19 protein-coding genes and 1 tRNA gene are annotated in these 24,880 nt (G+C 74.0%); 10 read left to right on the forward strand and 10 right to left on the reverse strand.

The window, feature by feature from the left end; translation table 11 throughout:
• The first annotated feature begins 54 nt into the window (after nucleotides 1-54).
• On the forward strand, nucleotides 55-1,185 hold the full coding sequence (locus AC3AQ1_RS13240; RefSeq protein ID WP_234417513.1) for a YlbL family protein: 1,131 nt from the start codon (nucleotides 55-57) through the stop codon (nucleotides 1,183-1,185).
• Nucleotides 1,186-1,223: 38 nt separating this feature from the next.
• Here the strand turns inward: AC3AQ1_RS13240 and AC3AQ1_RS13245 are convergent, their stop codons facing one another.
• A complete protein-coding gene (locus tag AC3AQ1_RS13245) occupies nucleotides 1,224-1,877 on the reverse strand; it encodes a PPA1309 family protein (RefSeq protein WP_108720219.1) in 654 nt (217 codons plus the stop codon).
• Nucleotides 1,878-2,041: 164 nt separating this feature from the next.
• Between AC3AQ1_RS13245 and AC3AQ1_RS13250 the strand changes: the two genes are divergently transcribed.
• The 3 genes from AC3AQ1_RS13250 to AC3AQ1_RS13260 all read left to right on the forward strand — a co-directional run bounded on the left by AC3AQ1_RS13250 (nucleotide 2,042) and on the right by AC3AQ1_RS13260 (nucleotide 6,561).
• Nucleotides 2,042-5,029, forward strand: a complete 2,988-nt coding sequence (locus AC3AQ1_RS13250) for a UPF0182 family membrane protein (RefSeq protein WP_108719366.1) — start codon at nucleotides 2,042-2,044, stop codon at nucleotides 5,027-5,029.
• 390 nt (nucleotides 5,030-5,419) lie between these two features.
• Nucleotides 5,420-5,493: transfer RNA gene (locus tag AC3AQ1_RS13255), tRNA-Met, on the forward strand.
• A gap of 186 nt (nucleotides 5,494-5,679) precedes the next feature.
• Nucleotides 5,680-6,561, forward strand: a complete 882-nt coding sequence (locus AC3AQ1_RS13260) for a fumarylacetoacetate hydrolase family protein (protein ID WP_234417514.1) — start codon at nucleotides 5,680-5,682, stop codon at nucleotides 6,559-6,561.
• A gap of 104 nt (nucleotides 6,562-6,665) precedes the next feature.
• Here AC3AQ1_RS13260 and fucO read toward each other — a convergent pair whose 3' ends face one another.
• Nucleotides 6,666-7,817, reverse strand: coding sequence for a lactaldehyde reductase (gene fucO / locus AC3AQ1_RS13265; protein ID WP_108719367.1), 1,152 nt, complete (start codon nucleotides 7,815-7,817; stop codon nucleotides 6,666-6,668).
• Between the two features lie 224 nt (nucleotides 7,818-8,041).
• Between fucO and AC3AQ1_RS13270 the strand changes: the two genes are divergently transcribed.
• The 5 genes from AC3AQ1_RS13270 to AC3AQ1_RS13290 all read left to right on the forward strand — a co-directional run bounded on the left by AC3AQ1_RS13270 (nucleotide 8,042) and on the right by AC3AQ1_RS13290 (nucleotide 13,549).
• Nucleotides 8,042-9,214 (forward strand): glycosyltransferase, encoded by a 1,173-nt coding sequence (locus AC3AQ1_RS13270; RefSeq protein ID WP_108719368.1) that lies wholly within the window; start codon nucleotides 8,042-8,044, stop codon nucleotides 9,212-9,214.
• Entirely contained in the window at nucleotides 9,211-10,341 is a 1,131-nt protein-coding gene (locus AC3AQ1_RS13275) for a glycosyltransferase family 4 protein (protein ID WP_108719369.1), read from the forward strand. Before AC3AQ1_RS13270 ends, AC3AQ1_RS13275 begins: the two co-directional genes overlap by 4 nt.
• A gap of 4 nt (nucleotides 10,342-10,345) precedes the next feature.
• Complete coding sequence (locus AC3AQ1_RS13280; RefSeq protein ID WP_159096549.1) at nucleotides 10,346-11,155, forward strand: GDSL-type esterase/lipase family protein; 810 nt, start codon at nucleotides 10,346-10,348, stop codon at nucleotides 11,153-11,155.
• A gap of 143 nt (nucleotides 11,156-11,298) precedes the next feature.
• Nucleotides 11,299-12,768, forward strand: a complete 1,470-nt coding sequence (locus AC3AQ1_RS13285; RefSeq protein ID WP_108719371.1) for a glutamate synthase subunit beta — start codon at nucleotides 11,299-11,301, stop codon at nucleotides 12,766-12,768.
• Between the two features lie 7 nt (nucleotides 12,769-12,775).
• Entirely contained in the window at nucleotides 12,776-13,549 is a 774-nt protein-coding gene (locus AC3AQ1_RS13290) for a TetR/AcrR family transcriptional regulator (RefSeq protein WP_108719372.1), read from the forward strand.
• Nucleotides 13,550-13,663: 114 nt separating this feature from the next.
• Here AC3AQ1_RS13290 and AC3AQ1_RS13295 read toward each other — a convergent pair whose 3' ends face one another.
• The 3 genes from AC3AQ1_RS13295 to AC3AQ1_RS13305 all read right to left on the reverse strand — a co-directional run bounded on the left by AC3AQ1_RS13295 (nucleotide 13,664) and on the right by AC3AQ1_RS13305 (nucleotide 19,011).
• Nucleotides 13,664-16,258 carry an MMPL family transporter gene (locus AC3AQ1_RS13295; RefSeq protein WP_108719373.1) on the reverse strand — a complete coding sequence of 865 codons (2,595 nt, stop codon included), beginning with the start codon at nucleotides 16,256-16,258 and terminating at the stop codon, nucleotides 13,664-13,666.
• A 145-nt stretch (nucleotides 16,259-16,403) separates the two neighbouring features.
• Complete coding sequence (locus AC3AQ1_RS13300; RefSeq protein WP_234417515.1) at nucleotides 16,404-17,711, reverse strand: AI-2E family transporter; 1,308 nt, start codon at nucleotides 17,709-17,711, stop codon at nucleotides 16,404-16,406.
• A gap of 7 nt (nucleotides 17,712-17,718) precedes the next feature.
• Nucleotides 17,719-19,011 carry an FAD-binding protein gene (locus AC3AQ1_RS13305; RefSeq protein ID WP_108720222.1) on the reverse strand — a complete coding sequence of 431 codons (1,293 nt, stop codon included), beginning with the start codon at nucleotides 19,009-19,011 and terminating at the stop codon, nucleotides 17,719-17,721.
• A gap of 486 nt (nucleotides 19,012-19,497) precedes the next feature.
• On the opposite strand from AC3AQ1_RS13305, the gene AC3AQ1_RS13310 reads away from it, so the two are divergent.
• Nucleotides 19,498-19,746 (forward strand): type I restriction-modification system subunit M N-terminal domain-containing protein, encoded by a 249-nt coding sequence (locus AC3AQ1_RS13310; RefSeq protein WP_108720223.1) that lies wholly within the window; start codon nucleotides 19,498-19,500, stop codon nucleotides 19,744-19,746.
• A gap of 227 nt (nucleotides 19,747-19,973) precedes the next feature.
• On the opposite strand, the gene AC3AQ1_RS13315 is transcribed toward AC3AQ1_RS13310, so the two are convergent.
• From AC3AQ1_RS13315 to AC3AQ1_RS13335, 5 genes are all read right to left on the reverse strand, one after another.
• The gene (locus AC3AQ1_RS13315) at nucleotides 19,974-20,381 is read right to left on the reverse strand and encodes a hypothetical protein (RefSeq protein WP_108719374.1); all 408 of its coding nucleotides are present in this window, start codon (nucleotides 20,379-20,381) and stop codon (nucleotides 19,974-19,976) included.
• Complete coding sequence (locus tag AC3AQ1_RS13320) at nucleotides 20,381-21,661, reverse strand: S1 family peptidase (RefSeq protein ID WP_108719375.1); 1,281 nt, start codon at nucleotides 21,659-21,661, stop codon at nucleotides 20,381-20,383. The genes AC3AQ1_RS13315 and AC3AQ1_RS13320 overlap by 1 nt, the downstream gene beginning before the upstream one ends.
• 203 nt (nucleotides 21,662-21,864) lie before the next feature.
• The gene (locus tag AC3AQ1_RS13325; RefSeq protein ID WP_108719376.1) at nucleotides 21,865-22,785 is read right to left on the reverse strand and encodes a DNA-formamidopyrimidine glycosylase family protein; all 921 of its coding nucleotides are present in this window, start codon (nucleotides 22,783-22,785) and stop codon (nucleotides 21,865-21,867) included.
• A 56-nt stretch (nucleotides 22,786-22,841) separates the two neighbouring features.
• Entirely contained in the window at nucleotides 22,842-23,555 is a 714-nt protein-coding gene (locus AC3AQ1_RS13330) for a hypothetical protein (RefSeq protein ID WP_108719377.1), read from the reverse strand.
• Nucleotides 23,552-24,880 (reverse strand): DUF58 domain-containing protein, encoded by a 1,329-nt coding sequence (locus AC3AQ1_RS13335; RefSeq protein WP_108719378.1) that lies wholly within the window; start codon nucleotides 24,878-24,880, stop codon nucleotides 23,552-23,554. The genes AC3AQ1_RS13330 and AC3AQ1_RS13335 overlap by 4 nt, the downstream gene beginning before the upstream one ends.

The raw sequence follows: 24,880 nt of genomic DNA on the forward strand, positions 1-24,880 counted from the left end.
CGGCTCGCTTTCGCTCACGGCGCACTCCCAGCCGCGGGCCCCACAATGGGCTCCGTGTCGAACCCGCCCACGCCCGTGACCGACCCCGCGCCGCGGACGTTCGCCCCGATGCCGCGCCCCGTCGCGTGGTGGGAGCGCATCCCGGCGCCGGTCGTCACGCTGGCGACGCTCACGCTCGGCCTGCTCACGCTCTGCCTGCTGATCCCGGTCCCGTACGCGGTGCGCCAGCCCGGCCCGACGGTGGACACGCTCGGCGAGTCCGGTGACACGCCGCTCATCTCCATCCCCGACGCCGAGACCTTCCCGACCGCCGGCGAGCTGCGCCTCACGACGGTGTCGGTCGCCGGCGGACCGGGCTACCCGGTCGGACTCACGCAGGTGGTGCAGGGCTGGCTGGACCCGCGCACGACGGTGGTGCCGCGCGAGAGCGTGTTCCCGCCCGACCAGACGCAGGAGGAGAGCGCCGAGCAGTCCCAGGCGCAGATGACCTCCTCGCAGGAGAACGCGACCGCCGCGGCGCTCGAGGCGCTGGGCTACGACGTCACCGCGACGCTGGAGATCGCCGGCGTCATCGACGGCGGCGCCTCGGCCAGCGTCGCGCAGGAGGGCGACGTCATCACCGGTCTCACGGTCGACGGCGAGGCGCACGCCATCGACTCGTTCACCGCCCTCTCGGACCTGCTCGAGGCGACGCCGCCCGGGACGGACGTGACGCTCGTCGTGGACCGGGACGGCACCAGCACCGACCTGGCGATCACGACCGGGGACGACGGCGAGGGCGGCAGCGTCCTGGGGGTCCTGGTCGACCCCACGTTCGACTTCCCGGTGGAGGTGGACATCGAGATCGCCAACATCGGCGGACCCAGCGCGGGCACGATGTTCGCCCTCGGGATCATGGAGAAGCTCACCGAGGGTGACCAGACCGGCGGTCAGGTGATCGCGGGCACCGGCACCATCGACATGACGGGCGACGTCGGGGCGATCGGCGGCATCGTGCAGAAGATGTACGGGTCGGTGCGCGACGGCGCGCACTACTTCCTCGCGCCGGAGTCCAACTGCGCCGACGTGGTGGGCAACGTGCCGGACGGGCTGCAGGTCGTGAGCGTGGCGACGCTCGAGGATGCGTGGACCGCCGTCCAGGCCATCGGGGCCGGCACCGCCGAGGACCTGCCGACCTGCTCCTGAGCGTCGATCGGTCCTGGGGCGCGTCGCTCCCGCGAGACTCAGCCCAGCGTCGCGGCGAGCGCCTCCACGAGGCCCGGCACGGCGTCGGGGGAGCCGGCGACGTCCTGGTCGGTGTCGTGCGCGCGGGTGCGGACCGCGCACCAGGACTCACCCGTGCGCAGCACCCCGACGGCGAGGCGCACGTCCTGCGCCTTCGGGTGCGCCGCGAGCGCGGCGAGCGCCGCCTCACGGTCGGCCGCCCGCTGGCGAGCCGCGCCCGAGGCGAGCCGATCGCCGGTGGCGGGTTCGCCGTCGGGCGCGTGCGCCTCGTCCGGCTCGATCGGGTCGGAGAGGTGCGCCTCGAGCTCGGCCTCCGCCTCGGGCGGCAGGACGACGCGCTCGACGGTGAGCGCCACGCCGTCGACCGTCTCGGGCCAGCCGAGCTGCGCGAGCAGCTCCTCGAGCGTGTCCGCGGCGGGCAGGCCCTCCTGCTCGACCGCGACGAGCTGGTAGGGGTCGGGCGACTCCGGGAAGACGCCCGCGAGGGAGGGGTCCGCGGCCAGCGCGCGGTGGCTGTCCACGAGGGCGAAGACCCGCGCCGGGCCGTCCCAGCCGTCGGCGGCGACGTGTGCCTCGGTCTCGTGCACGCAGCGCGCGAGCGACGGCGTGCGGTCGGGGGAGGCGGCGGTCGGGTCGGGAGAGGCGTCGGTCACGGACCCAGTCTCGCCCACCGCCGGGTCGACCGCGGGGAAGGCGATGCCAGGCCGTGGGAAAGCCGTGGGAAACTTGTCGGGCCGCGCGGCCGTTGTCCCTGGGAGCCGCGGCTTCCCGGGTGTGGCTCGCGACCCACGCGTTCCCGACCCAAAGGTTCCCGCCCGTGACCTCCGCCGCTCCGGCCAGGCCCCACCGCCGGTCCGCCCTCGGACCCACCGTCCTCATCGTCGCCGCCCTGCTCGTCCTGACGTTCATCGCGTCGGGCCTCGTGACCGAGTGGCTGTGGTTCGCCCAGCTGGACGCCGAGCAGGTGCTGCGCACGCAGTGGCTCGTGCGTGGCGGCCTGTTCGTGGCGGGTGCGCTGCTCCTCGGCGGGGCGACGTACCTCAACCTGCACATCGCCTACCGGACCCGGCCCGTCTACGCGCCGGCCACGCCCGAGCAGCGCAACCTGGACCGGTACCGGGAGGCCGTCGAGCCGCTGCGGCGCGCGGTGCTCATCGCGGCGCCCGCGGTGCTGGGGCTCTTCGGCGGGCTCGCCGCGAGCAGCCAGTGGCAGACCGTCCTGCTGTGGGCGAACGGCACGTCGTTCGGTGAGGCCGACCCCCAGTTCGGGCTGGACATCTCGTTCTTCGTCTTCGTGCTGCCGGGGCTGCGGTTCGTCGTCTCGTTCCTCATGGCCACCGTGTTCATCTCTGGCGTGGCCGCCGTCGTGACGCACTACCTCTACGGCGGGCTGCAGGTCGGCCAGGCGCCCCACGTCAGCCCGGCCGCGCGCGTCCACCTGGGCGTGATCGCCGCGGTGTTCGCGCTGCTCATCGCCGCCTCCTACTGGCTCGACCGCTACTCGCTGCTGTCCCAGGAGGGCACCCGGTTCGACGGCGCGGCGTACACCGACATCAACGCGGTGCTGCCGGGCCGGGAGATCCTCGCGGGGATCGCCGTCGTGGTCGCGGTGATGTTCGTCGTCGCGAGCGTGCGGGGCACGTGGAAGCTGCCGGCCGTCGCCGTCGCGCTCATGGTCGTCTCGGCGATCGTGCTCGCGGGGATCTACCCGGCGCTCGTGCAGCGCTTCCAGGTGGCGCCGAACGAGCAGGACCTCGAGACGCCCTACATCCAGCGCAACATCGACTCCACGCTCAAGGCGTACGGGCTGGAGAACGTCGAGCGCGAGGACTACGCGGCGACCACGAACCCCGAGCAGGGCGCGCTGCGCGAGGACGCCGACGCGACGGCGAGCATCCGCCTCATGGACCCGACGATCATCTCGCCGACCTTCCGCCAGCTCCAGCAGATCCGGCAGTACTACACGTTCCCGGACGACCTGTCGGTGGACCGCTACGCGCTGGACGACGGCACGGCCGACACCGTGATCTCCGTGCGCGAGCTCGACCTCGACGGTCTCGGCTCGGGCCAGCGCAACTGGACGAACGACCACACGGTGTACACCCACGGCTTCGGCGTGGTGGCCGCGTACGGCAACGTGCCCGGCGCCGGCGGCCAGCCGGACTTCTTCGAGGGCGACATCCCCTCCACCGGCCGGCTCGGCGACTACGAGCCGCGGATCTACTTCGGCCAGGAGTCCCCGGAGTACTCGATCGTGGGTGCCCCCGAGGGCACCACGCCCTGGGAGGTCGACTACCCCTCCGACGACTCCGACGGCGAGGTGCTGTCCACGTACACGGGCGACGGTGGCCCGACGATCTCCAACCCGTTCGTGCGGACGCTGTTCGCGCTCAAGTTCGGCAGTCAGGAGATCCTGTTCTCCGACCGCGTGACCAACGAGTCGCAGGTGCTCTGGGACCGCGACCCGCGCACCCGGGTGGAGAAGGTCGCGCCGTTCCTCACGGTGGACTCCTCCGCGTACCCGGCCGTCATCGACACCGACGGCGACGGGACGAAGGAGGTGGCGTGGATCGTCGACGCGTACACCACGTCGAACGACTACCCCTACTCCAAGCGGCAGCAGCTGCAGGAGGCGACGATCGACTCCCGCCTCGTCGGCGCGGACGGCCAGCCGCTCACCGTGGCGCAGCTGCCCGAGTCGATCAACTACATCCGCAACTCGGTCAAGGCCGTGGTGAACGCCTACGACGGCTCCGTCACGCTGTACGCGTGGGACGAGTCCGACCCACTGCTCAAGGCGTGGGAGAACGTCTACCCGGGCCTGGTGCAGCCGCTGACCGAGATGACCGGCGACCTCATGAGCCACGTGCGCTACCCGGAGGACCAGTTCAAGGTCCAGCGCACGATTCTCAACACCTACCACGTGACCGACGCCGGGCAGTTCTTCGCCGGGTCGGACTTCTGGCGCACGCCGGAGGACCCGACGAAGAGCAGCGGCGTCTCGCAGCCGCCGTACTACCTCACGCTGCGGATGCCCGACCAGGACACGGCGTCGTTCTCGCTGACGACCTCGTTCATCCTCAATGCCAACGACCGGAACGTGCTCCGTGCGTTCGCGGCCGTGGACGGTGACGCCGGCTCGGAGGCCGGCGTGAAGGGCGAGGGGTACGGCACGATCCGGCTGCTCGAGCTGCCCGCCGGCTCCGCGGTGCCCGGCCCGGGGCAGGTGCAGAACAACTTCGACTCCGACCAGGCCGCCGCCAACACCCTCAACATCCTCAACAGCCAGGGCTCCGAGGCCGTGCGCGGCAACCTGCTGACGCTGCCGGTGGGTGGCGGGTTCCTCTACGTGCAGCCGGTGTACGCGCAGGCGTCCTCGGGCACCCAGTACCCGCTGCTGCGGTACGTGCTCGCGGCGTTCGGCGACAAGGTCGGCTTCGCCACGACGCTTGACGAGGCGCTGGACCAGGTGTTCGGCGGCGACTCCGGCGCGAACGCGGGCGACGCGGGCACCGATCCCGACGTCGAGGTGCCGCCGGTCGACCCCGGCACGACGCCGACGCCGAGCCCCACGGCCAGCGCGGAACCGACCCAGGCGCCGACGTCGGGCACCGGCACGGACACCTCGACCCCTCAGGGCCGCCTCAACCAGGCGCTGCAGGACGCTCAGTCGGCGCTCGCCGCCGGGCGCCAGGCACAGGTCGACGGCGACTGGGCCGCGTACGGCGAGGCGCAGGACGCGCTCGACGACGCGATCCAGCGGGCCATCGACGCGCAGGAGGAGATCGAGGGTTCGGCCGGCTGAGGTTCGACTGGAGTCGTCTCGCGCTCGCGGAGGTGCCGGGACCGGGGGTGGCCCGGTGCCGGCGCCTCCGGCGTCTCGGGGGCCGCTTGGCCGTGGCGGACGGCTGCGCGTGCGGCGGCGCGGTGCGCTTTGACTGGAGGCCCCGACGCTTTGACTGGTCGGATCGCCGAGCGTCGGACCCGCATCCCCGTGACCTGCACCTTTGCCTGGCCCGGACGTCGCCTGGGCGGCCCGACCAGTCAAAGCGGCGGGGCCGCCAGTCAATGTGTCGGGGCGCCCGGTCGGCGCGCGCGCCGAGCGGCTCCGCGCGGCCGCACGAGGGCCCTTCGCGGACCGGTCGAACCGCCGATTTGGCCCTCCGGCCGAGGTCGCGTAAGGTAGAGGAGCCGACGCGGGGTGGAGCAGCTCGGTAGCTCGCCGGGCTCATAACCCGGAGGTCGCAGGTTCAAATCCTGCCCCCGCTACACAGTGCCGAAGGCCCGGACCGACAAGGTCCGGGCCTTCGTCGTTCCTGCGCTGCTGCAGGGCGACAGCCCACGGTCGACCCTCGCGGGGTCTGCGGCCGAACAACCCGCCCGACCCCACCGCCGCCCGATAGCCTGCCCGAGGGCCGGCAACGCGTGCCGGCCACGGACGAAGGAGCGCACCGCGTGAGACTGGTCAGCATCGACGTGGACGGGTCGGAGATCCCCGCAGCCGTGGTCACGGCGCCGGACGGCGTCGATCGCGTCCTGGACCTGCGGGAGGTCGCGGACGCGACCACGCTGGTGGAGGTCCTCGCGGACGAGGCGAGGCTCGCCGTCGTCCGCGAGGCCGTGACGAAGGCCGAGGCGGACGCCGACACCGCGACCCTGCCCACGCTCGACTCCGTGCACCTGGCCCCGCCGGTGCGCCCGCGCACGATCCTGTGCCTCGGCTACAACTACCGCGGCCACCTCGAGGGCGGCGAGACCGACCCCGAGCACCCCAACGTCTTCGTCAAGACGCCCGGCGTCATCGCCTCGCCGCAGGACCCGGTGACGATCTGGTCCAGCACGCCGCAGGTCGACTACGAGGGCGAGATCGCCGTCGTGATCGGGCGACGCGCGTGGCGGGTGAGCGAGGCGGACGCGCTCGCGCACGTCGCGGGCTACGCGCTGTTCAACGACGTCTCCGACCGCGACTGGCAGAGCCGCACCAACCAGTGGGCGCTCGGCAAGAGCGTGGACGGCTTCGGCCCGCTCGGCCCGTGGATCGTCACCACCGACGAGGTCTCCGACCTGGCCGGGCGCGACGTCGAGGTCGAGCGCAACGGCGTGGTCACGGTCCGCTCGAGCACCGACGCGATGGTGTTCGGCGTCGCGTTCCTCGTGCACCACCTGTCCCAGATCATCACCCTGGAGCCGGGGGACATCATCTCGACCGGCACGCCCGCGCGCTCCGACGAGGCGCAGGCCGTGCACACCCCGATCACCGACGGCGACGTCGTCACGGTCCGGGTCACCGGCCTGGGCGAGCTCACCACCCGCTTCGTCGCCGAGCAGCCGGCGTAGCTCGGCGCACTCAGCGCGATCAGCCCAGCAAGCCCAGACGAAAGGCGCCCGACGGCGAGGACTCGCTCCTCGCCGTCGGGCGCCTTCTCGTTCGCTCGGGTCGCTCAGAAGATCGAGCGGTACAGGTCCTCGATCTGCGCGACCGAGGCGGGGCGCGGGTTGCCGCCGGCGCACACGTCGTCGAACGCGGCCTGGGCCAGCGCCGGCAGGTCCTCCTCGCGGGCGCCGATCTCGCGCAGCGTGGTGGGGTTGCCGAGCGCGCGGGTGAGGTCGGCGACGGCCTCGACGGCGGCCTTGCGCACCGTCTCGACGTCCATCTCGGCCGCACGGGCGACGCCGAACGCGAGCGCGACGTCGCGCAGCTTCTCGCCGGTCTCGGGCGCGTTGAACGCCATCACCGGCGCGAGCAGGATGCCGTTGGCCACGCCGTGCGGGGCGGAGTAGAACGCGCCGAGCGGGTGGGCCATCGCGTGCACGAGGCCGAGGCCGACGTTGGAGTAGCCCATGCCCGCCACGTACTGACCGAGCGCCATGCGCTCCATGGCGGCGGCGTCGCCGTCGGCGGCGGCCGGCAGCGAGGCGGCGATCGTCTGGATCGCCTTGAGGTGGAACAGGTCCGACAGCTCCCACGCGCCGAGCGTGGTGTAGCCCTCGATCGCGTGCGTGAGCGCGTCCAGCCCGGTGGCCACCTTGAGCGCGCGCGGCGCGGTCGCCATCATCTCGGGGTCGACGACGGCGAGCACCGGGATGTCGTGCGGGTCCACGCAGACGAACTTGCGCTGGCGCTCGACGTCGGTGATGACGTAGTTGATCGTCGTCTCCGAGGCGGTGCCCGCCGTCGTGGGCACGGCCACGATCGGCACCGACGGGCTGGTCGTGGCCGCGACGCCCTCGAGGGAACGGACGTCGGAGAACTGCGGGTTGGTCGTGATGATGCCGATCGCCTTGCAGGTGTCCTGCGGCGAGCCGCCGCCGACGGCGACGAGCACGTCCGCACCCGACGCCGCGAACGCGGCCACGCCGGCCTTGACGCATCCGATGGGCGGGTTCGGCTGCACGTCGCTGTAGACCTCGAACGGGATGCCCGCCGCGTCCAGCAGGTCGGTGACGCGGGCGACGACGCCCGAGTCCACGAGCACCTTGTCGCTCACCACGAACGCCTTGCGGAAGCCGCGCCGCTGGAGCTCCTCGGGGATCACCGAGATGCTCCCGGCGCCGAAGTACGCGGTCTGGTTCCAGATCATCCGCTGTGCCATCCGGCACCACCCTCCTGCGGCATGTGGGCGCCGCGTCCTGGTCACGCCGTCGGTGGCGTGAATCGTTTCAGGGTCTAGCGAACCATCGGGCGGCGGCCCACGGCAGGGCCGAACGTCCCGCCGACGCGCGCGTTCACCCCCCGTTCGCCCCGCCTGCCGGAACCCGACAGGCCACGGCCAACCCGCCGTCGTGCGCGGTGCCTACCGTCGAAGCCGTGCGGGTCATGGTGGTGACCGAGTCCTGGCTTCCCTCGACCAACGGTGTCGTCCGCTCCGTGCAGCAGGTGCTCGCACACCTGGTGGACCGGGGCGCCGACGTCAGCCTCGTCGCGCCCGGCGCGACGCAGGCGAGCGTGCCCGACGGCGTCACGAACGTCCTCGCCACGCCGTGCGTCCCGCTCGCGCGCCTCGGGTACGCCGCGAGCGTCCCGACGCCCGGGCTGGAACGGTTCGTGCGGCGGCACCGGCCCGACGTCGTGCACGTCGCCTCGCCGTTCCTGCTCGGTGCGCAGGCGATCCGGGCCGGCGCCGAGCTCGGCGTGCCGACCGTCGCGGTCTACCAGACCGACGTCGCCGCGTTCGCGGCCGCGCACGGGTTCGCCGTCGCGAGCGCCTCGGCCTGGCGCTGGATCGTGCGCACGCACCGCGGCGCCACCCGGACGCTCGCGTGCACGCAGGACGCCGTGCGGGCGCTGCGGGTGCGGGGCGTACCGCGCGTGCACCACTGGCAGCGCGGCGTGGACCTGGAGCTGTTCGACCCGGGCCGGCGCAGCCACGCCGAGCGGCGCCGGCTCGCCGGCGGTCGCGACGTCCCGGTGGTGGGCTACCTCGGGCGGCTCGCCCCCGAGAAGGAGCTCCACCTGCTCGAGGCGCTCGCGGAGCGGGACGACCTGGCGCTCGCCGTGATCGGCGACGGCCCGAGCCGCGAGCTCCTCCAGCAGCGCCTCCCGCGGGCGACGTTCACCGGGTTCCTCGGGGGCGAGGACCTGGCCAGGGCGACGGCGAGCCTGGACGTCTTCGTCCACCCCGGACGGCACGAGACGCTGTGCCAGGGGGCGATGCAGGCGATGGCCGCGGGCGTTCCGGCCGTCGTCCCGGCCGCCGGCGGGGTGGCCGAGCTGGTGCCCGACTCCGCCGGGCGCCGGTTCACACCGGGCAGCGCGGCCGACCTCGCCGACGCCGTCGACGCGGTGCTCCGCGACCGCGACCGGCTGGGTGAGCGGGCTCGCGAGCTCTCGCAGGGCCGCGGCCTCGCGGCGTCGCTGCGGGCGCTGGAGCAGCACTGGGCCGGCGCCGTCGCAGATCACGCGGCGCAGCGGACGGCCGGGCCCACCGGGACGGCCGAGCCGTCGGGCGTGCCGACGAGCCGGACGAGGAGAACGGGAGCAGCCGCATGAGAATCCTTCAGGTCGCCAACTTCGTCGCACCCACGTCGGGCGGCATCCGCACGGCGCTCGCCGCCTGGGCCACCGAGTACGTCGCCGCGGGCCACGAGGTCACCGCGCTCGTGCCGGAGGCCGCCGAGCCCGTCGCCTCGTGGTGGCCGGCTCACCCCGACCCGCGCACGGTGCCGGGGATCGCGGCGGCCGCGCCCGGCTACCGGGTGGTGGTCGGGCGGGGGAGCGTGCTCGACGTCATCCGCGACGTGCGACCCGACGTCATCGAGCTGAGCGACCGGACCACGCTGCGCTGGCTCGGACCGTGGGCCCAGGCCGCAGGGATCGGCTGCGTCCTGGTCGCGCACGAGCACGTCGGCGACGTCGTGCGCGCCGCGGGCGTGCCGGGGCCGCTCGCGCGCGGCGTCGCGGACTCGGTGAACCGCACGGCCGGGCTGGACCACCACGCGGTGGTCGCACCGAGCCGGTACGCGGCGCGCGAGGTCGCCCGGCACGGCGCCGCCGTGCAGGTGGTGCCGCTCGCCGTCGACCACACGGTGTTCCGCCCGCGCCCCGAGCCGGTCGCGCCCTGGCGCGAGGACCGCACGCTCGCGCTCGTGCACGTGGGCCGGCTGTCGCGGGAGAAGGACCCGATGCTGTCCGTGGCGACGCTGGCCGCGCTCGTGCGGCGCGGGGTCGACGCCGAGCTCACGGTCGTGGGCGACGGTCCGATGCGCGGGGCGATCGCCCGCGCCGCCGCCGCGCTGCCGGTCGAGCTCGTCGGCCACCGCGCGCCGCACGAGGTGGCCCGGCTGGTGGGGGACAGCGACGTGCTGCTCGCACCCGCGCCCGCCGAGACGTTCGGCCTGGCGGCGCTCGAGGGCCTGGCCTGCGGCACGCCCGTGGTGTGCGCCGCGACCGGCGCGCTGCCCGAGGTCGTGGGCATGGGTGGTCGCGTCGCGGTGCGCGACGCGGACGCCTTCGCCGACGCCGCGCTCCGCCTCGCGCGCGACCCGGCGGCGCGCGAGCGGGCCCGGCGGCACGCCGTCCCGTACACGTGGCGCGCGTCGGCCCGGCGGATGCTCGCGATCCACGCCGCGGTGGCGGAGCGGGCGCGCACGGCGGCGCCCGATCAGGCCGCCCGCTGACGCCGTGCGCCTGTTCACGATCGGCGACTCCCTCGCCGCCGGCGTGCTCGAGGTCGGCAGCCCGCAGCGACAGCGGCCGTTCCCCGACCTCCTGGCCGACCTCGTGCGCGCCCGCGGGACCGCCGTCACGACGGCGAACGCCGCCCGGCCCTCGGCCACGCTCGCGGACGCCCGTCGGCGCCAGGCCGCGGAGCTGCGGGCGTTCCGCCCGAGCGTCGCGATCGTCTGGGTGGGGCTCAACGACGTGCTGCGCTGGACGTTCGACGCCTGCGCGGTGCGCGACGCGCTCGAGGAGGTGCTCGACGTCGTGCGCGCCGCCGGCGCGCGGCCGCTCACCGCGACGATGCCGCGGCCGGGTGAGGTGCTCGGCATCCCGGGGTGGTCCGGGCGGCGGATCGGCGCACGGGTCGAGGCGCTCAACGAGCAGGTGCTCGCGGCGGGTGCGGCTCGCGGCGCCGTCGTGCTGGACCTCGGGGCGCTGGTGCGCGGACGTCGCGCCACCGCGTTCGGGCCCGACGGCGTGCACCTGAGCCCGTACGGGCACGCGCTCGTGGCCCACGGCTACCTCGACCTGCTCGAGCGGGCGGGGCTGGTCCCAGGGCTGGTCCCGGGGCTGGTCATGGGCCCGGAACCACAGCTCGTCCCGGCCGACGCCGCCCTCGTGCCCGGGCGGGCCTGGACCCCGGCGGACCGCGCCGCATGGGCCACGACGAGCGGCGCGGTGTACGCGGCGCGCCGCGCGATCGCCGCCTCGGCCGGGCGCCTCGGGGCGGGCACGGCTCCCGACGGCGAGCCCGCCTCCCGCGCGACGTAGACGAGGTGGGGCGTAGGGGCTCGGGGGCGCCGTCTCACGGGACGTAGGTCGTGCGCGAGGGTGCCCGTCCTGCCTTACCCTGGCGGGGACCCGCGCACCGAGCCCGACCCGCGTGCGCCCCCCACGTCCAGGGAGGTGGAGACGTGGCCGACCCACGCGGCTTCCTCAAGGTGCGACAGCGCGAGCTGCCCGCCAACCGTCCCGTGCCCGTGCGCATCATGGACTGGCAGGAGGTGCACGCCCACCGCGCCCAGACGCCCGAGGAGTCGGCGACGCTGCACCGCCAGTCCGGGCGCTGCATGGACTGCGGCGTGCCGTTCTGCCACATGGGTTGTCCGCTGGGCAACCTCATCCCGGAGTGGAACGACCTCACCTGGCGCGACCAGTGGGCCGACGCCTCCGACCGCCTGCACGCCACGAACAACTTCCCGGAGTTCACCGGTCGCCTCTGCCCTGCCCCCTGCGAGACGGCGTGCGTCCTCGGCATCAACCAGGAACCCGTCACGATCAAGAACATCGAGGTGCACATCGCGGAGGAGGCGTTCGAACGCGGTCTGCTCGAGCCCCAGCCGCCGCAGTGGCTGACCGGCAGCACGGTCGCGGTGATCGGTTCGGGCCCCGCCGGGCTCGCCGTCGCGCAGCAGCTCACCCGCGTCGGCCACACGGTCGCGGTGTACGAGCGTGCCGACAAGATCGGCGGCCTCATGCGGTACGGCATCCCCGAGTTCAAGATGGAGAAGTGGGTCATCGACCGCCGGCTCGCGCAGATGGAGGCCGAGGGGACCCGGTTCTACCCGAGCACCACCGTCGGCGTCGACATCACGGGCGCGGAGCTGCGCGCGCAGTACGACGCGGTCGTGGTCGCCACGGGCTCCACCATCCCGCGCGACCTGCCCGTCCCCGGTCGTCAGCTCGACGGCGTGCTCCAGGCCATGGAGTACCTCGTGCCCGCGAACCGGGTCGCGCTGGGCGAGGAGGTCGAGGGCCAGGTCGTCGCGACCGGCAAGCACGTCGTCGTCATCGGCGGCGGCGACACGGGCGCCGACTGCCTCGGCACGGCGCTGCGCCAGGGCGCCACGTCGGTCACACAGCTCGAGATCATGCCCCGCCCCTCGGACGGCCGCCCCGAGCACCAGCCGTGGCCGACGTACCCGATGCTCTACCGCGTCTCCAGCGCGCACGAGGAGGGCGGTGAGCGGCGCTACGCCGTCTCCACCACGGAGATGGTGGGCGACGACGAGGGTCGGATCGCCGCGTTGCGGCTCGTCGAGGTCGCGCTCGTCGACGGCCGGTTCACGCCCGTCGAGGGCAGCGAGTTCGAGATCCCGGCCCAGCTCGTGCTGCTCGCCATGGGCTTCGTCGGCGCCGAGACCGACCTGCTCAGCCAGCTCGGGCTGGACACCACGCCGCGGGGGAGCGCCGTGCGCACCCGCGACTTCGCGACCGCCCAGGACGGCGTCTTCGTCACCGGCGACGCCGGCCGCGGCCAGTCGCTCATCGTGTGGGCCATCGCCGAGGGCCGCGCGACCGCGGCCGCGGTGGACGCCTACCTCACCGGATCGACCGCGCTCCCCGCCCCCGTGCACGCGGAGCAGCTCTCCCTCCAGGTGTGACCCGCGGATGACGAGCGAGACCGATCGGCCGGCTCCGGCGGGGCGCGTCGACCCCGACGGCGAGCCACGCCTCGCGGACGACGGCCGGCCCTCGCCGCGTCCCGACGGCGAACCCGGCCTCGCGTCCGACGGCGCCGAGCGCCCCGCGCGGGTCGTGCGGCGGGACGCGCGCCGCAGCCGCGAGCTGATCGTCGCCGCGGCGCGGGAGCTGTTCGCCCAGCGGGGGCTCGGCGTCGGGTTCAACGAGGTCGCACACCACGCGGGCGTCGGCGTCGGGACGGTCTACCGCCGGTTCGCCGACAAGGAGTCGCTCGTGCGGGAGGCCCTCGCAGCCCCGCTGGCCGAGATCGTCGCCGTCGCGGAGGAGGCCTCGCAGGCCGAGCGCGCCTGGGACGGCCTCGTGATGCTGCTGGACCGTGGCGCCGACCTGCTCGCCGCGAACCTGGGGCTGCGCGACGTCGCGCTGGCACCCGAGCGCCGCGTCGAGGTGCTCTCGGACGGCGTGGACGCGCTCGCCGCGGTCGGGGAGCGGCTCCAGGAGCGCGCCCTCGCCGAGGGCGACCTGCGGGCCGGTGTCACGGGCGAGGACGTGCTGCTGCTGCTCTGGATGGTGAGCGAGGTCGCGGAGAACTCCTCCGACGTGCGGCCCGACGCCTACCGCCGCTACCTGCGCATCGTGCTGGACGGCATTCGCTCCGGACCCGGCCGGGGCGACCTGGGCGACCCCGTGACGCCCGAGCAGGCGCTGGAGATCGGCCGCCGCTGGGGCGCACGGGGCTGACCGCGCCGGTCGTTCGCCGTCGCGCCTTTCGCCTTGGAACCTTCCGCCGTCGCGCCCGAGACGCGCCGGGGCGGACGGGATCGACCCCGTCCGCCCCGGCGCGCCGAGCGGGTCTCAGGCCCGCGACGTGGCCGGCTGCACGCCGTCGTCCGCCGTTGCGGTGTCGCCGCCCGCGGCGTGCTTGCCGGCCGGCGACCGCTCGCCCTCGGGCGTGTGGTCGGGCGCGTGGTGGCGCCGCTCGAGCGACGCGCCCTCGACGTCGACGTCCGGCAGCAGCCGGTCCAGCCAGCGCGGCAGCCACCACGCCTTCTCCCCGACGAGGTGCATGATCGCCGGCATCACGAGCATGCGCACGACGAACGCGTCCACGAGCACCCCGAACGCGAGGCCGAAGCCGATCGGCCGGATGATCGCGGTGTGGGAGAAGATGAACCCGCCGAACACCGAGATCATGATGATCGCGGCGGCGGTGACGACGTGCCGACCCGCGTGGAAGCCCTCGGCGACGGCGCGCCGCGCGGGGGAGCCGTGCACGTACGCCTCACGCATGCCCGACGTGAGGAACAGCTGGTAGTCCATCGCCAGACCGAAGAGGATCCCGACGAGCAGGATCGGCAGGAAGCTGAGGATCGGCGCCGGGTCGTGGACGCCGAACACGTCCCCGAGCCAGCCCCACTGGTAGATCGCCGTGACGCCGCCGAACGCGGCGAGCACCGAGAGCACGAACCCGCCCGTGGCGATGAGCGGCACCACGAGGGACCGGAACACCACCATGAGGATGAGCACCGACAGCCCGACGACCACGACGAGGTAGAGGGGGAGCGCCGCGGAGAGCTTCTCCGAGACGTCGATGTTGCCGCTCGCGAAGCCCGCGACGCTGAGCGTGACGTCGTCGTGCCCGTCGATCGAGAGGTCGCGCAGGGTGTGCACGAGGACCTCGGTCGACTCGCTGTTCGGGCCCTCCTGCGGGATCACCTGGAAGATCGCGAGCGAGCCGTCCTCGGAGACGCCACCGGGCGCCACGGCCACGACGTCGTCCTGGGCCATGAGGTCGCCGACGATGTCCGCCTGGAGCACGGTCAGCCCGGCCTCGTCCAGCCCCGTCGGGATGTCCGCGACGACGACGAGCGGGCCGTTCACGCCCTCGCCGAACTCCTGCGCGGTGAGCGTGTAGGAGCGATACTGCGTGGAGTCGGTCGCCTCGGACGTGCCGTCGGGCAGGCCGAGCCGCATGGACGCGGCCGGGATCGCGACGATGCCGAGCACGGCGATGCCCGCGACGACGCGCAGCCACGCGCGGGGAGTGCTCATCGGGGCGACCTCGCCGTGCACGTGCGCGTGCCGGTCGGCGCGCTGCTTCCTGGGCAGCAGGCGCAGGCCCGCCAGGCCCAGCAGCGCGGGCGTGAGGGTCACGGCCACGAGCACCGCGATGACGACGCACGCCGCCGCGACGGTGCCCATCAGGCCGAGGAACGGGATCCCCGTGAGGTTGAGGGCGAGCAGCGCGATGACCACGGTCGAGCCGGCGAACACCACGGCGTTGCCGGACGTGCCGTTCGCGAGCCCGATCGACTCGTGCACGTCGGCGCCCTCGCGCAGCTGGCGCCGGTGCCGGTTGAGGATGAAGAGCGCGTAGTCGATCCCGACCGCGAGGCCGAGCATCACGCCGAGGATCGGCGTCACCGACATCATGTCGACCACACCGGACAGCGCCAGCGCGCCGGCCGCGCCGACACCGACCCCGACGAGCGCGGTGACGAGCGGCAGGCCCGCGCCGATCAGCGTGCCGAGCATGACGAACAGGACGATGCCGGCGATCGCGACGCCGATGACCTCCGAGGCGCCGCCGAGGGCCGGGAGGGTCTGGGTGAGCTCGTTGGAGAAGTCGGCCTCGACCCCGGACGCGGGCAGGTCGGCGGCCTCGACGGCGTCGACCACGGCGCCCTTGGTGTCCGGGTCCACCTCGATCGCCGGGAGGGTGAACTGGACCGACGCGACCGCGGCGGAGCCGTCCTCGGAGACGGTGCGCAGACCGCTCGCGGCGTCGATGAGCTGCTGCCCGGCCGTCAGCGCCGGCTGCGCGGCGTCGAGCTGGGCGAACGTGGCGTCGAGCACCTGCTGCTGGCTGTCCAGCTCCGCCGCACCGGCGTCGAGGACGGCCTGCTGCGCGTCGAACGCGGCCTGCATCGTGACGATGGTGCCGTCCGCCTCGGCAGCGGCCCGGGCGGCGTCGAGCGCGGCCTGGCCGGCCTCGGCATCGGCCCGCCCGGCGTCGAGCTGGGCCTGGCCCGCCTCGGCCTGGGTGCGGCCGTCGTCGGCCTGCGCCTGCTTGCTCTGCAGGTCGGCGGCCTGCGCTTCGCGGTCGGCCTCGGCCTGGAACGGGTCGACGACGCGCTGCACGCCGTCGAGCGCCGCGACGTCGGCGAGCGCGGCGCTGATGTCCGCGCGCTGGTCGTCGGTGAGCGCGCTGCCGTCGGCGGTGTGGAAGAGGATCGTGCCCGTGCCGCCGGAGGCGTCGGGGAACTCCGCCTGCAGGCGGTCGGTGACCTCCGCCGTCGCCGTCCCCGGGATGGTGACGGAGGAGCTGAGCGTGCCGCCGAACGCGAGATAGGACCCTCCCGCGACGAGGAGCGCCAGCAGCCACGCGACGATCGCGCGCCACGGGTGCAGGGACGAACCCTTGCCCAGGCGGTACAACAGCTCGGCCATATGTGTGCTCCTCGCGTCGGGGGCCGCGGCGCGGGGGACTCACGCGCCGGACAGAAGCGGATTAACAGTATCCGTATTCAGTCTACGTCGACTCGCGCGGTGCTTCGAGATCGGGCTGCGGTGGCGCGCGTCACAACACGTCCGCTCAGCCCGCGGGGGTGCCCTCGCCGCCGTGGTCGGCACGACCGCCGTGTCCGGGGTCCGCGAGCATGGGGGAGGCGACCAGCTCGTGGCGCCGCAGGTAGGTGTTGCCGACCGCCTGGATCGTGGCGGCGACCGGCAGGGCGAGGAACGCGCCGAGCGCTCCGAAAACGGCCCCGAACGCGAGCACGGCCACGAAGCTCACCGCGGGGTTCATCTCGAGCGCCTGGGCGGACACCTTGGGGGAGAGGTAGAGGTTCTCCACCTGCTGGTAGGCGATGACGAACGCGACGACGACGAGCGCCGTCGTCAGGCCGTTCGAGGTCAGGGCGACGACGGCGGGCAGCGCCCCGCCGAGGTAGGTCCCGATGGTCGGGACGAACTGGGAGACCAGGCCGGTGAACAGGGCGAGCGGCAGTGCGTAGGGCACGCGGGCGATGAGCAGGAAGATCCCGGTCGCGACCGTGCAGAACGCCGCGAGCACGACGCGGGAGCTGATGAAGTCGGACACCTTCGCCTGGGTGATCTCCCACAGCCGCAGCACCTCGGTCTGCCGGTTCGGTGTGAGGTAGCGGCAGATCGCGGCGCGGAACCGCGGCCCGGCGGCGAGCAGGTAGTAGGTCACGAGGCCGATCGTCAGGGCGGCGAAGACACCGCTGACGAGCGTGACCCCGACGAGCAGGGCGCCGGAGGCGACGTCCTGGCCCCACTGCGACACGATCTCGTCGAGCACCTCGTCCGAGCCCGGCACGACGACGTCGAAGTGACCCTCGATCCAGGCCGTGACGCTCGCGTAGGCCTCGGGGATCGCACCGAAGAGCTCAATGAGCTGTTGCACGAACAGGTTGCCGAAGAGCGCCATGACGACGATCACCACGACGATCGTGCCGAGCAGCGCGACCGCGGCCGCGGCACCCCGGCGCCAGCCGTGCCGCACCAGGCCGAGCACCATCGGCTCGAGCGCGAGGGCGACGAAGAAGGCGATGAGCAGGTTCACCAGGAGCCCGCTCAGCGAGGACATGGCGTTCCAGACGCCGATCGCGACGAAGACCGTCAGGGCCGCCATCGCCAGCGCGCGCGGCAGCCAGCGGGGCGGGCGGTTCGCGGTGGGGTCGGCGTGCCGCGCGGGCTCCTCCGCGGGCAGCTCGTGGGGTGGCAGCGCGCGCGTGCCCTTCTCGGTGGCGGCCGTGTCGCGCTCGGCCCTGCCCGCCCGTCGCGTCCGCGCCGGCCACAGGTGGCGGCGGGCCTCGAGGTCCTCGGCGACGGCGCGCTCGACCCGGTCGTTCGTGCCGTCGCCGTCCGCGCCGCTCATGCGGCCATCATGCCCGAAGGCCGACCCGGCGCAGGAGGGGTCCGGCGAACACGCCGTCGGGGTCGTACCTCAGGAACAGGTCCACCTGGTCGGCCCACCGCGGGTAGTGCGCGGCGAGGCCGGCAGGGTCGGGGTCGGCGAAGAGCTTGCCCCAGTGCGGACGTGGCGCGTACGGGGCGAGCGCCTCCTCCAGGCGCGGCAGGACGCCGGGGACGCGGGAGTCCTGACGCCACGTGGTGTGCAGCCCGACGGTGTCGCGCCCGTAGGCGCCCGAGAGCCACAGGTCGTCCGCCGCCATGCTGCGCAGCTCGCTCACCAGCACGAGGTCGCGGGCCTCGGCGAGGACCGGCGCCGCGGCGCGGATCGCGTCGGCTGCGGCCTCGCGGGGCAGCAGGTACTCGCTCTGCAGCTCGGCGCCCGCCGACGGGGTGAACTCGAGCCGGAAGTGCGGCAGGCGGGCGAACCAGGGTCCGGGCTCACCGAGCTGGGGCGTGCACGCCACCGGGTCGCCGTCGGGCAGCGGGTGGCGCGGTCCGTCCGCGTCCCGGCCGCCGAGGCCGCTGAGGTCGTCCAGCGAGGTGCGGTCGCCGAGGTCGCGGGCCGCCGCGCCCGGATCGGCATCGGTCCGCTGCTTGCGCCACACCGCGGCGCGGCCGTCCCACCGGGTGAACACGCTCACGCTCGTCGCGCCGGCGAACACCGCGTCGAGGTGGGCGAGCACGCCGTCGAGCGCCACGTCGTCGCGCACGGTCTGGGCGACCTCGTACGTGGGCTCGACGGCGAGCGTCACCGTGAGCACGAGGCCGAGCCCGCCGAGGGCGACCACCGCGCCGGCGAAGTCGGGATCGCCGCGGTGCAGGGCGCGCACGTCGCCCTGGGCGGTGAGCAGCTCGAGGCCGACGACGGCGCCCGCGAGCGTGCGGATCGCGTCGCCCGAGCCGTGGGTCGCCGTCGTGACGGCGCCGACGACGCTGATGTGGGGGAGCGAGGCGAGCGCCGCGAGGGCGTAGCCGCGCTCGTGCAGCCACGGCCCGAGGCGACCGTAGGTGGTGCCGGCGGACACGGTGACGGTGGCCGCGCCGTCGGGCGCGACGGCGAGCACCGGCTCGCGCTCGAGGTGGGTCAGCGTGACGAGGGCGCCGTCGGAGTCGACCAGGTCGTTGAAGGAGTGCCGGCTGCCCACCGCGCGGACCGGCTCGCCGCTGGTGACCAGGCGCGCGAGCGCCTCGAGCGTGCGCGGCGCGAGCAGCGCGCGGCCCCCGTAGGTGCGGTGCCCCGCCCAGGCGCGCGGGACGGGCAGGACGTCGACCTCGTCCGCCGCCGTGGGCCCGGTCACCCGGCCGTGGTCGCCGGGCGCGGGCGGCTCGGCGGCGGGGGCGAGCGAGTCGGGCACGAGGGCGGCGGGGTCGTGGGTCACGCCGGTCAGCCTGCCACGGGGTGTGGCGGCGTGGGTGGGCGGAGGCGTGAGGAGTGGGGGCGTGGTGCGAGACAGGCGTGGTGCGGGAGGGTACGCGTGGCGCCGGCCTTGCGCGAGCGGGCGCCCTGCGCGTGCCGCCGGCCTTGCGCGAGCGCGCGCCCTGCGCGCGCCGCCGTCGACATGCACCCGCGTTGACTCGTGGGACAGGTAGTTGACCTGGTTGAGTCACGTGGGTGTTCGAACACAGTTCGAACTGGCCCTCCGTGCTCCTGACTTGAGCGCCTCGTGGAGTCCCGTTCACATGACATGACCGTGCAACAAGTTGATCCGCCTCCGGTCGTCCGATCGCGGCGGCAGTAGTCAGCACCTCTGCGCGCCGGGCGGTACCGAGCCGGCGGCTGGGGAGAATGGACGGGCAACCATCTCCTCGGACCCTCGACGCTCTCACGCGCGGTCCACACGGCCAGGCAGTACTCCCGCACGAGCAAGCTCGCCAACGACGTCTGGGCGACCGTCGATCAGCCTCGCGGCCCGTTCGAGCCGAACGAGTACGGCGACGTGATCGTGCCGATGACGATCCCGCGCCGGTTGGACTGCATCCTGGCTCACGACCCGTGAGATCACCTGGGACCGCGCTGAGCGCGACCTTCGCGAGGAACTGCGCGAGGCGATGATCACGAAGCAGACGGGGCTGACGTTCTTGTCGACGTGCAGCCACGTTGACTCGCGCGACAACTAGCACCGAGCCCGGGGCGCTTCAGGAGATTGCCCAGCTGCGACGCCCGCCGCGGGCGTCGTCCACGGGAACGACGCGGCCGCGGCGCCCACACGTGACTCGAACGCCGTCACCAATCCGAGTCAACGGTAATCTCGTCTCCCGACGTCACGTCGAGCAGGGTCCGCTCACCCAAGGGGGCCTGCAGTCGAACCTCGACCATGTCCATACAATCTCCGCTGCCCGGACCGCCGATGGTGCGGGTGGAGACAACCGCTACCTCCACCGCGTCCTCCTGCTCGTCAAGGAGATCGACCTCGGGCTCATCGCCGCATGAACCGACCGCCAGGGCCAACACGTCCGACTGGAGAAGTACTGCCTGGCTAACGGGTACCCGGTCGCGCCAGGAGACCCCCCGGGTCAGGAAGAGCACCGCGGTGGCCACCACGGCCAAGACCATCAGGATGGCAACACCCCACCTCAGCAGGCGTCGCCGGCGAGTCGAGCCAGCCTTGCTGCGTGGGACCTTCGAGGACATCAGTTGGTGGCGATGTAGATGCCAAGGGCGTCATCGATCCGATCGGCACGCGCGAACTGATCTCGGTCGAACGGCGCGAACGGGTCGTACCTCCAACCCGAGTGCAGACCGTAAGCGGTGTTGCCCCAGTAGATCGGGCCGCCACTGTCACCTGGCCCCGCAAGGCGCGCGCCCATCTGCACCAGGTTGCACATGCTGTCCCGGCAGTCACCGAGCAGGCGCACCTCCTGGCAGCTCGCGTGGTTGGTCGCCCCGTTCTTGCACAGGGTCTGACCGACCGTCGGTGCTCCAATGCCGGAAACGTCTCGAAGGGTCGTCTCGGTCACGGTCGCAGAGCCTGCGTAGAAGTCGTCCGCGTGGGCAACCCCTCCAGTGTGCCACTGGAAGTCACCATAGGTGCCCTGGTGCCCGCCCTGATAGGTGAGTGCGTACCCGTTGTCACTCTGGGAGTTGCCGCAGTGACCAGCAGTTGCGACGCCTCGCGTCCCGCTCGTAGCGCTCGATGCCCTGGTCCCGAAGCCGGAGGTGCAGCCCGAGAGCACCTCACCTCCGTAGTGATAGCCCGCGCTGTCGTCGCCGCCGAGGGTTGCGCCCTGCGTGATGGTCACCGCAGCGGCGATGTCGGAGTCGCCTGTCGACACCGCAGCGAGGGCACCCTGGGCCGCCTCCTCCAGATCGAGGGCCAGCGACACCTTCTGCGGATCGGCCAGGACGACGGTGCTCACGATCGTGCGCGTGTCGGCATCAAACGACGTGGCAGCTTGGAGGACGCCGGGAGAACCGTAGATCGCGTAGTGGACATTCTCGATCGACCTCTCCAGCTCACGCTCCGAGTAGCCCTCGTCAGCGCGGAGCTCGACCTCGACGGCGGGCGCCGTCCTCTCGAACGCGTCCAGCACGACGCCTACGTCTGGTGCGGGGCCCTTGAACGAGATCCAGGCGTGGAACGCATCGACGATCTCCGCGCTTGTGAACGACTCGGGATGCGCTCTCCTCATCGTGTCGACCACCAACGCGAAGTTGTCGTTCCAGGCGTAGCGGGTGATCGCCTCGTCCAGCGAGATGCCGTTCTGCTCCGCCACCAACCTCAAGTCCTGCATCTCGGCCGCGCTGATCGAGTCGTCGATCCGTAGCGCGGGAACATTCGGGACATCCGCAGGCTGAGCTCCGACGACGGGTCTCGCAGCGCCCTCGGCGTGAGCGATGGAACCCAGAAGCACCAGACTCCCGGCGGCGATGCACGTCGCAAGGGCTCGGAATGTCTGGAAGCAACTCATCATGACTCCTTCGTCATATATCCAGCTCGGCGAGAGTACTCAGCCAGAACTCGGGAGTCAACGGTCCTGTGGAACGACGTCGCTGCGGATCCCGGTCGCGGGTCGACTGTGCAACCGAGTCGGTGTGCGGCGTCGTCGCGGCGTTCGCGCAAGCCACGATCGCGCCCCGCGAAGGGCGTCACGACGACTTCTCGACAGCCGCCGGCCTACTTCAGCAGGCGGGACATCCGCCGGTCGGCGAGCGGCGTGCCGCCGGTCTGGCAGGTGGCGCAGTACTGCAGCGAGGAGTCGGCGAACGACACCTCGCGCACCACGTCGCCGCAGACCGGGCAGGCCTGGCCGGTCCGCCCGTGCACCGCCATGCCGCGGCGCTTGGCGTCCTTGAGCTCGGCGGCGGGTCGGCCGCTCGCCTGCGCGAGGCCGGCGGCCAGCACCGAGGTGACGGCGTCGGCCAGGCGGGCCACGTCGTCGTCGGTGAACGAGCGGGTCAGCGCGAAGGGCGACATGCGCGCGGCGTGCAGGATCTCGTCGCTGTAGGCGTTGCCGATGCCAGCGACGAGGTGCTGGTCCCGCAGCGCGCCCTTGACCTGCTGGTTGCGCGTGCGCAGCGCCGCGCCGAGGAGGTCGGTCAGCTCGCCGTCGGCCGCGGCGCGGATCGGGTCGAAACCCAGCGACGCGACGAGCGGCACCTCGGCGGGGTCCGCGACCAGGTGGACCGCGAGGCGTTTGCGGGTGCCGGCCTCGGTGAGGTCGAAGCCGCCGTCGTCGAGCCACACCCGCAGCGCGACCGGTCCGGCGCTGCGGCCCATCGGCCTGCCCTTGGGACTGGCGGACGGGGGCATGTCCTCGCGCCAGCGCAGCCAGCCCGCCTTCGACAGGTGGAACACGAGGTACAGCTGCGCGCCCTCGGGGCGGGCGTCGAGCTCGCCGCGCGGGCCGAGCCCCAGGGCGAGCCACTTGCCGTACCGGGCGACGCCGACGACGGCGCGGCCCACCGCGTCCTCGAGCGGCGGCGCGTAGGTCTTGAGCGCGCCGATCTGCGCCACGTGGGTGGCGACCACGACGTGCCCCACGGCGCGCTCGCGCAGGAACGCGCCTAACGCCTCGACCTCCGGCAGCTCCGGCATGCGCCCAGCCTGCCACCCCGCGCCGACATCGACGGCTCGGCTCTGGAGCTCGGCATCTACGCCTCGGGCCGCACCGCCCCCGGCCGGGGTCGCAGCACGAGCCACACGAGCACCGCCGCGCCCACGAGGGCCGCGACCGTCACCCACGGCGCCGACCCGCCCCACGGGCGCCAGACCACGAGCGCGAGGAGCTGGCCGAGCAGCTGGGGTGGCCAGAACGCCGCGAGTCGACCCCGGAGCACGCCGAGCGCGATCGGGGAGCGCGGCCGCAGCAGCTCCACGAGCCGGGCGGCGACGACGCTCAGATGCACGCCGAGCACGAGGCCGGCCAGGGCGAGCGCGTCGCCCGTGCCGGTCGAGGACGTCAGCACCGCCGTTCCCGACGATCCGGCGGTCGCCTCCGTGACCCCGCTGAGCGGGACACCGGCCAGCGTGATGAGCCCGACCACCCCGACCCAGAAGCCGGCGGCGACGCCCCGCGGCCGCACGAGGAGGGCGACGAGCGCGGCGCCCAGCACGACCCGGCCGAGGATGCCCGTCGGGGCGCAGACCAGGACGAGCACGCCGGCGACGGCGGCCACGCCCCACAGCAGCCAGGCCGGCACCGCGGGACCCACCTCGAGCGCGACGCGCGGCGCGATCACGCCGCCGCGCGCTCGCGGCGTACCGGGCTCGGCCCGCCAGCGCGCCGGCCACCACGACCGGATCCGGCGGCCGAGGTGCCCGCCGGCGCTGGACCTGGAGCGGGTCCGGGCGGCCCCCGCGCTCATGGCAGCCACCTCCGCAGCTCCACACCGGACCCGCGCAGGTCCGCCAGTCGCGCGTCGCGCTGGACGAGCACGACGCGGGCGGCCAGCAGCTCCTCGGGCGAGAGGCGGTGCAGCGCGAGGTCGGGCAGCACGTCCACGGCCACGACGGGATGCCCCTGCTGGGCCCAGCCGCGCGCCGCGGCGGCCGCGTCGTCGTCGAGGAAGGTCGAGACCACCACCACGAGCGCGCCCGAGGTGACCCGCGGTGCCCGGACCAGCGGGGCGGGCTCGCCGAGCGGCGCCGACGTGCTGATCGCCTGCACGACCCGGCGCAGGTGCCGCCGTCCGGCGCCGGGCGGCACCGGCAGGCCGCGGGCCGCGAGGTCGGTGAACGCCACGCGGTCGCCCGCCTCCACGTAGGCGCGGGCGTAGGACGCGGCCGCCTGGCGTGCCACGTCGAGCGAGGTCGCCTGCGTCGGCAGCACCGCCGTCCCGCCGGCCCAGGTGCGCACGTCGGGCCCGACGTCGTCGCGCGAGTCGAGCACCACGACGGCGACGGCCTCGGCGTCCGCGTACCTCCGGCGCACCCACAGGCGCGTGCCGAGCCGAGGATCGGTGGTGCCGCGGCGGGCGGTGACGCGCCAGTCCACCGAGCGCAGCCGGTCCCCGGGTGCGAACGGCGCGATGTCGTGCAGGTCCTCACCCTCGCCGTGGCGCCGGGACCGGTGGGTGCCCGTGAGGCCGACGAGGTGCGCGGGCACGGGCAGCGCCGCGGTCGGTGCCGCGACCGGCTCGACCACGAGGGCCGGTGCGGTGACGGTGCCCGGCTCGCTCTCCTGGGCGCCGTCCGGGGTGACCTCGGCCCAGTCCACCCGCAGGGGCGGCAGCACGCCGGTGCGGGCGGACTCGATCGCGACCTCGACCACGCCCGGCACGGCGAGGGCGCGCGCCTCCTGGTAGCCGGGCACGACGGCGCGCACGCGCACCGCACCTCGCTCGCCCGCGGCGAGGGTGACCGCCGTGACGTGCCGCCCGGGCTCGGGCTGGCCGACCGCCTCGGTGCGCGGCGGCGTCGGGTCCGGTCGCCAGCTGCGTGCTCGCATCGCCGCCGCCAGCACGAGCGGGGCCGCCACGACGACGAGGTCGGGCCGCGCAAGTGCGACCCCCGCGAGGACGAGGACCAGGGCGACCACGGCGACGGCGACGCCGCTGCGCGTGGTGACCGCTCGCCGTCGGGCGCGGCCGTCCTCCGGCAGGAGGCCGACGGGTCGCCCACGCGGGGCGACCCGCTCGGGCGGACGCCCGAGCGGCTCCCGAGGCCAGGTCGGCCCGGTCGGCCCGATCAC

The organism is Miniimonas sp. S16 (genome assembly GCF_057748195.1).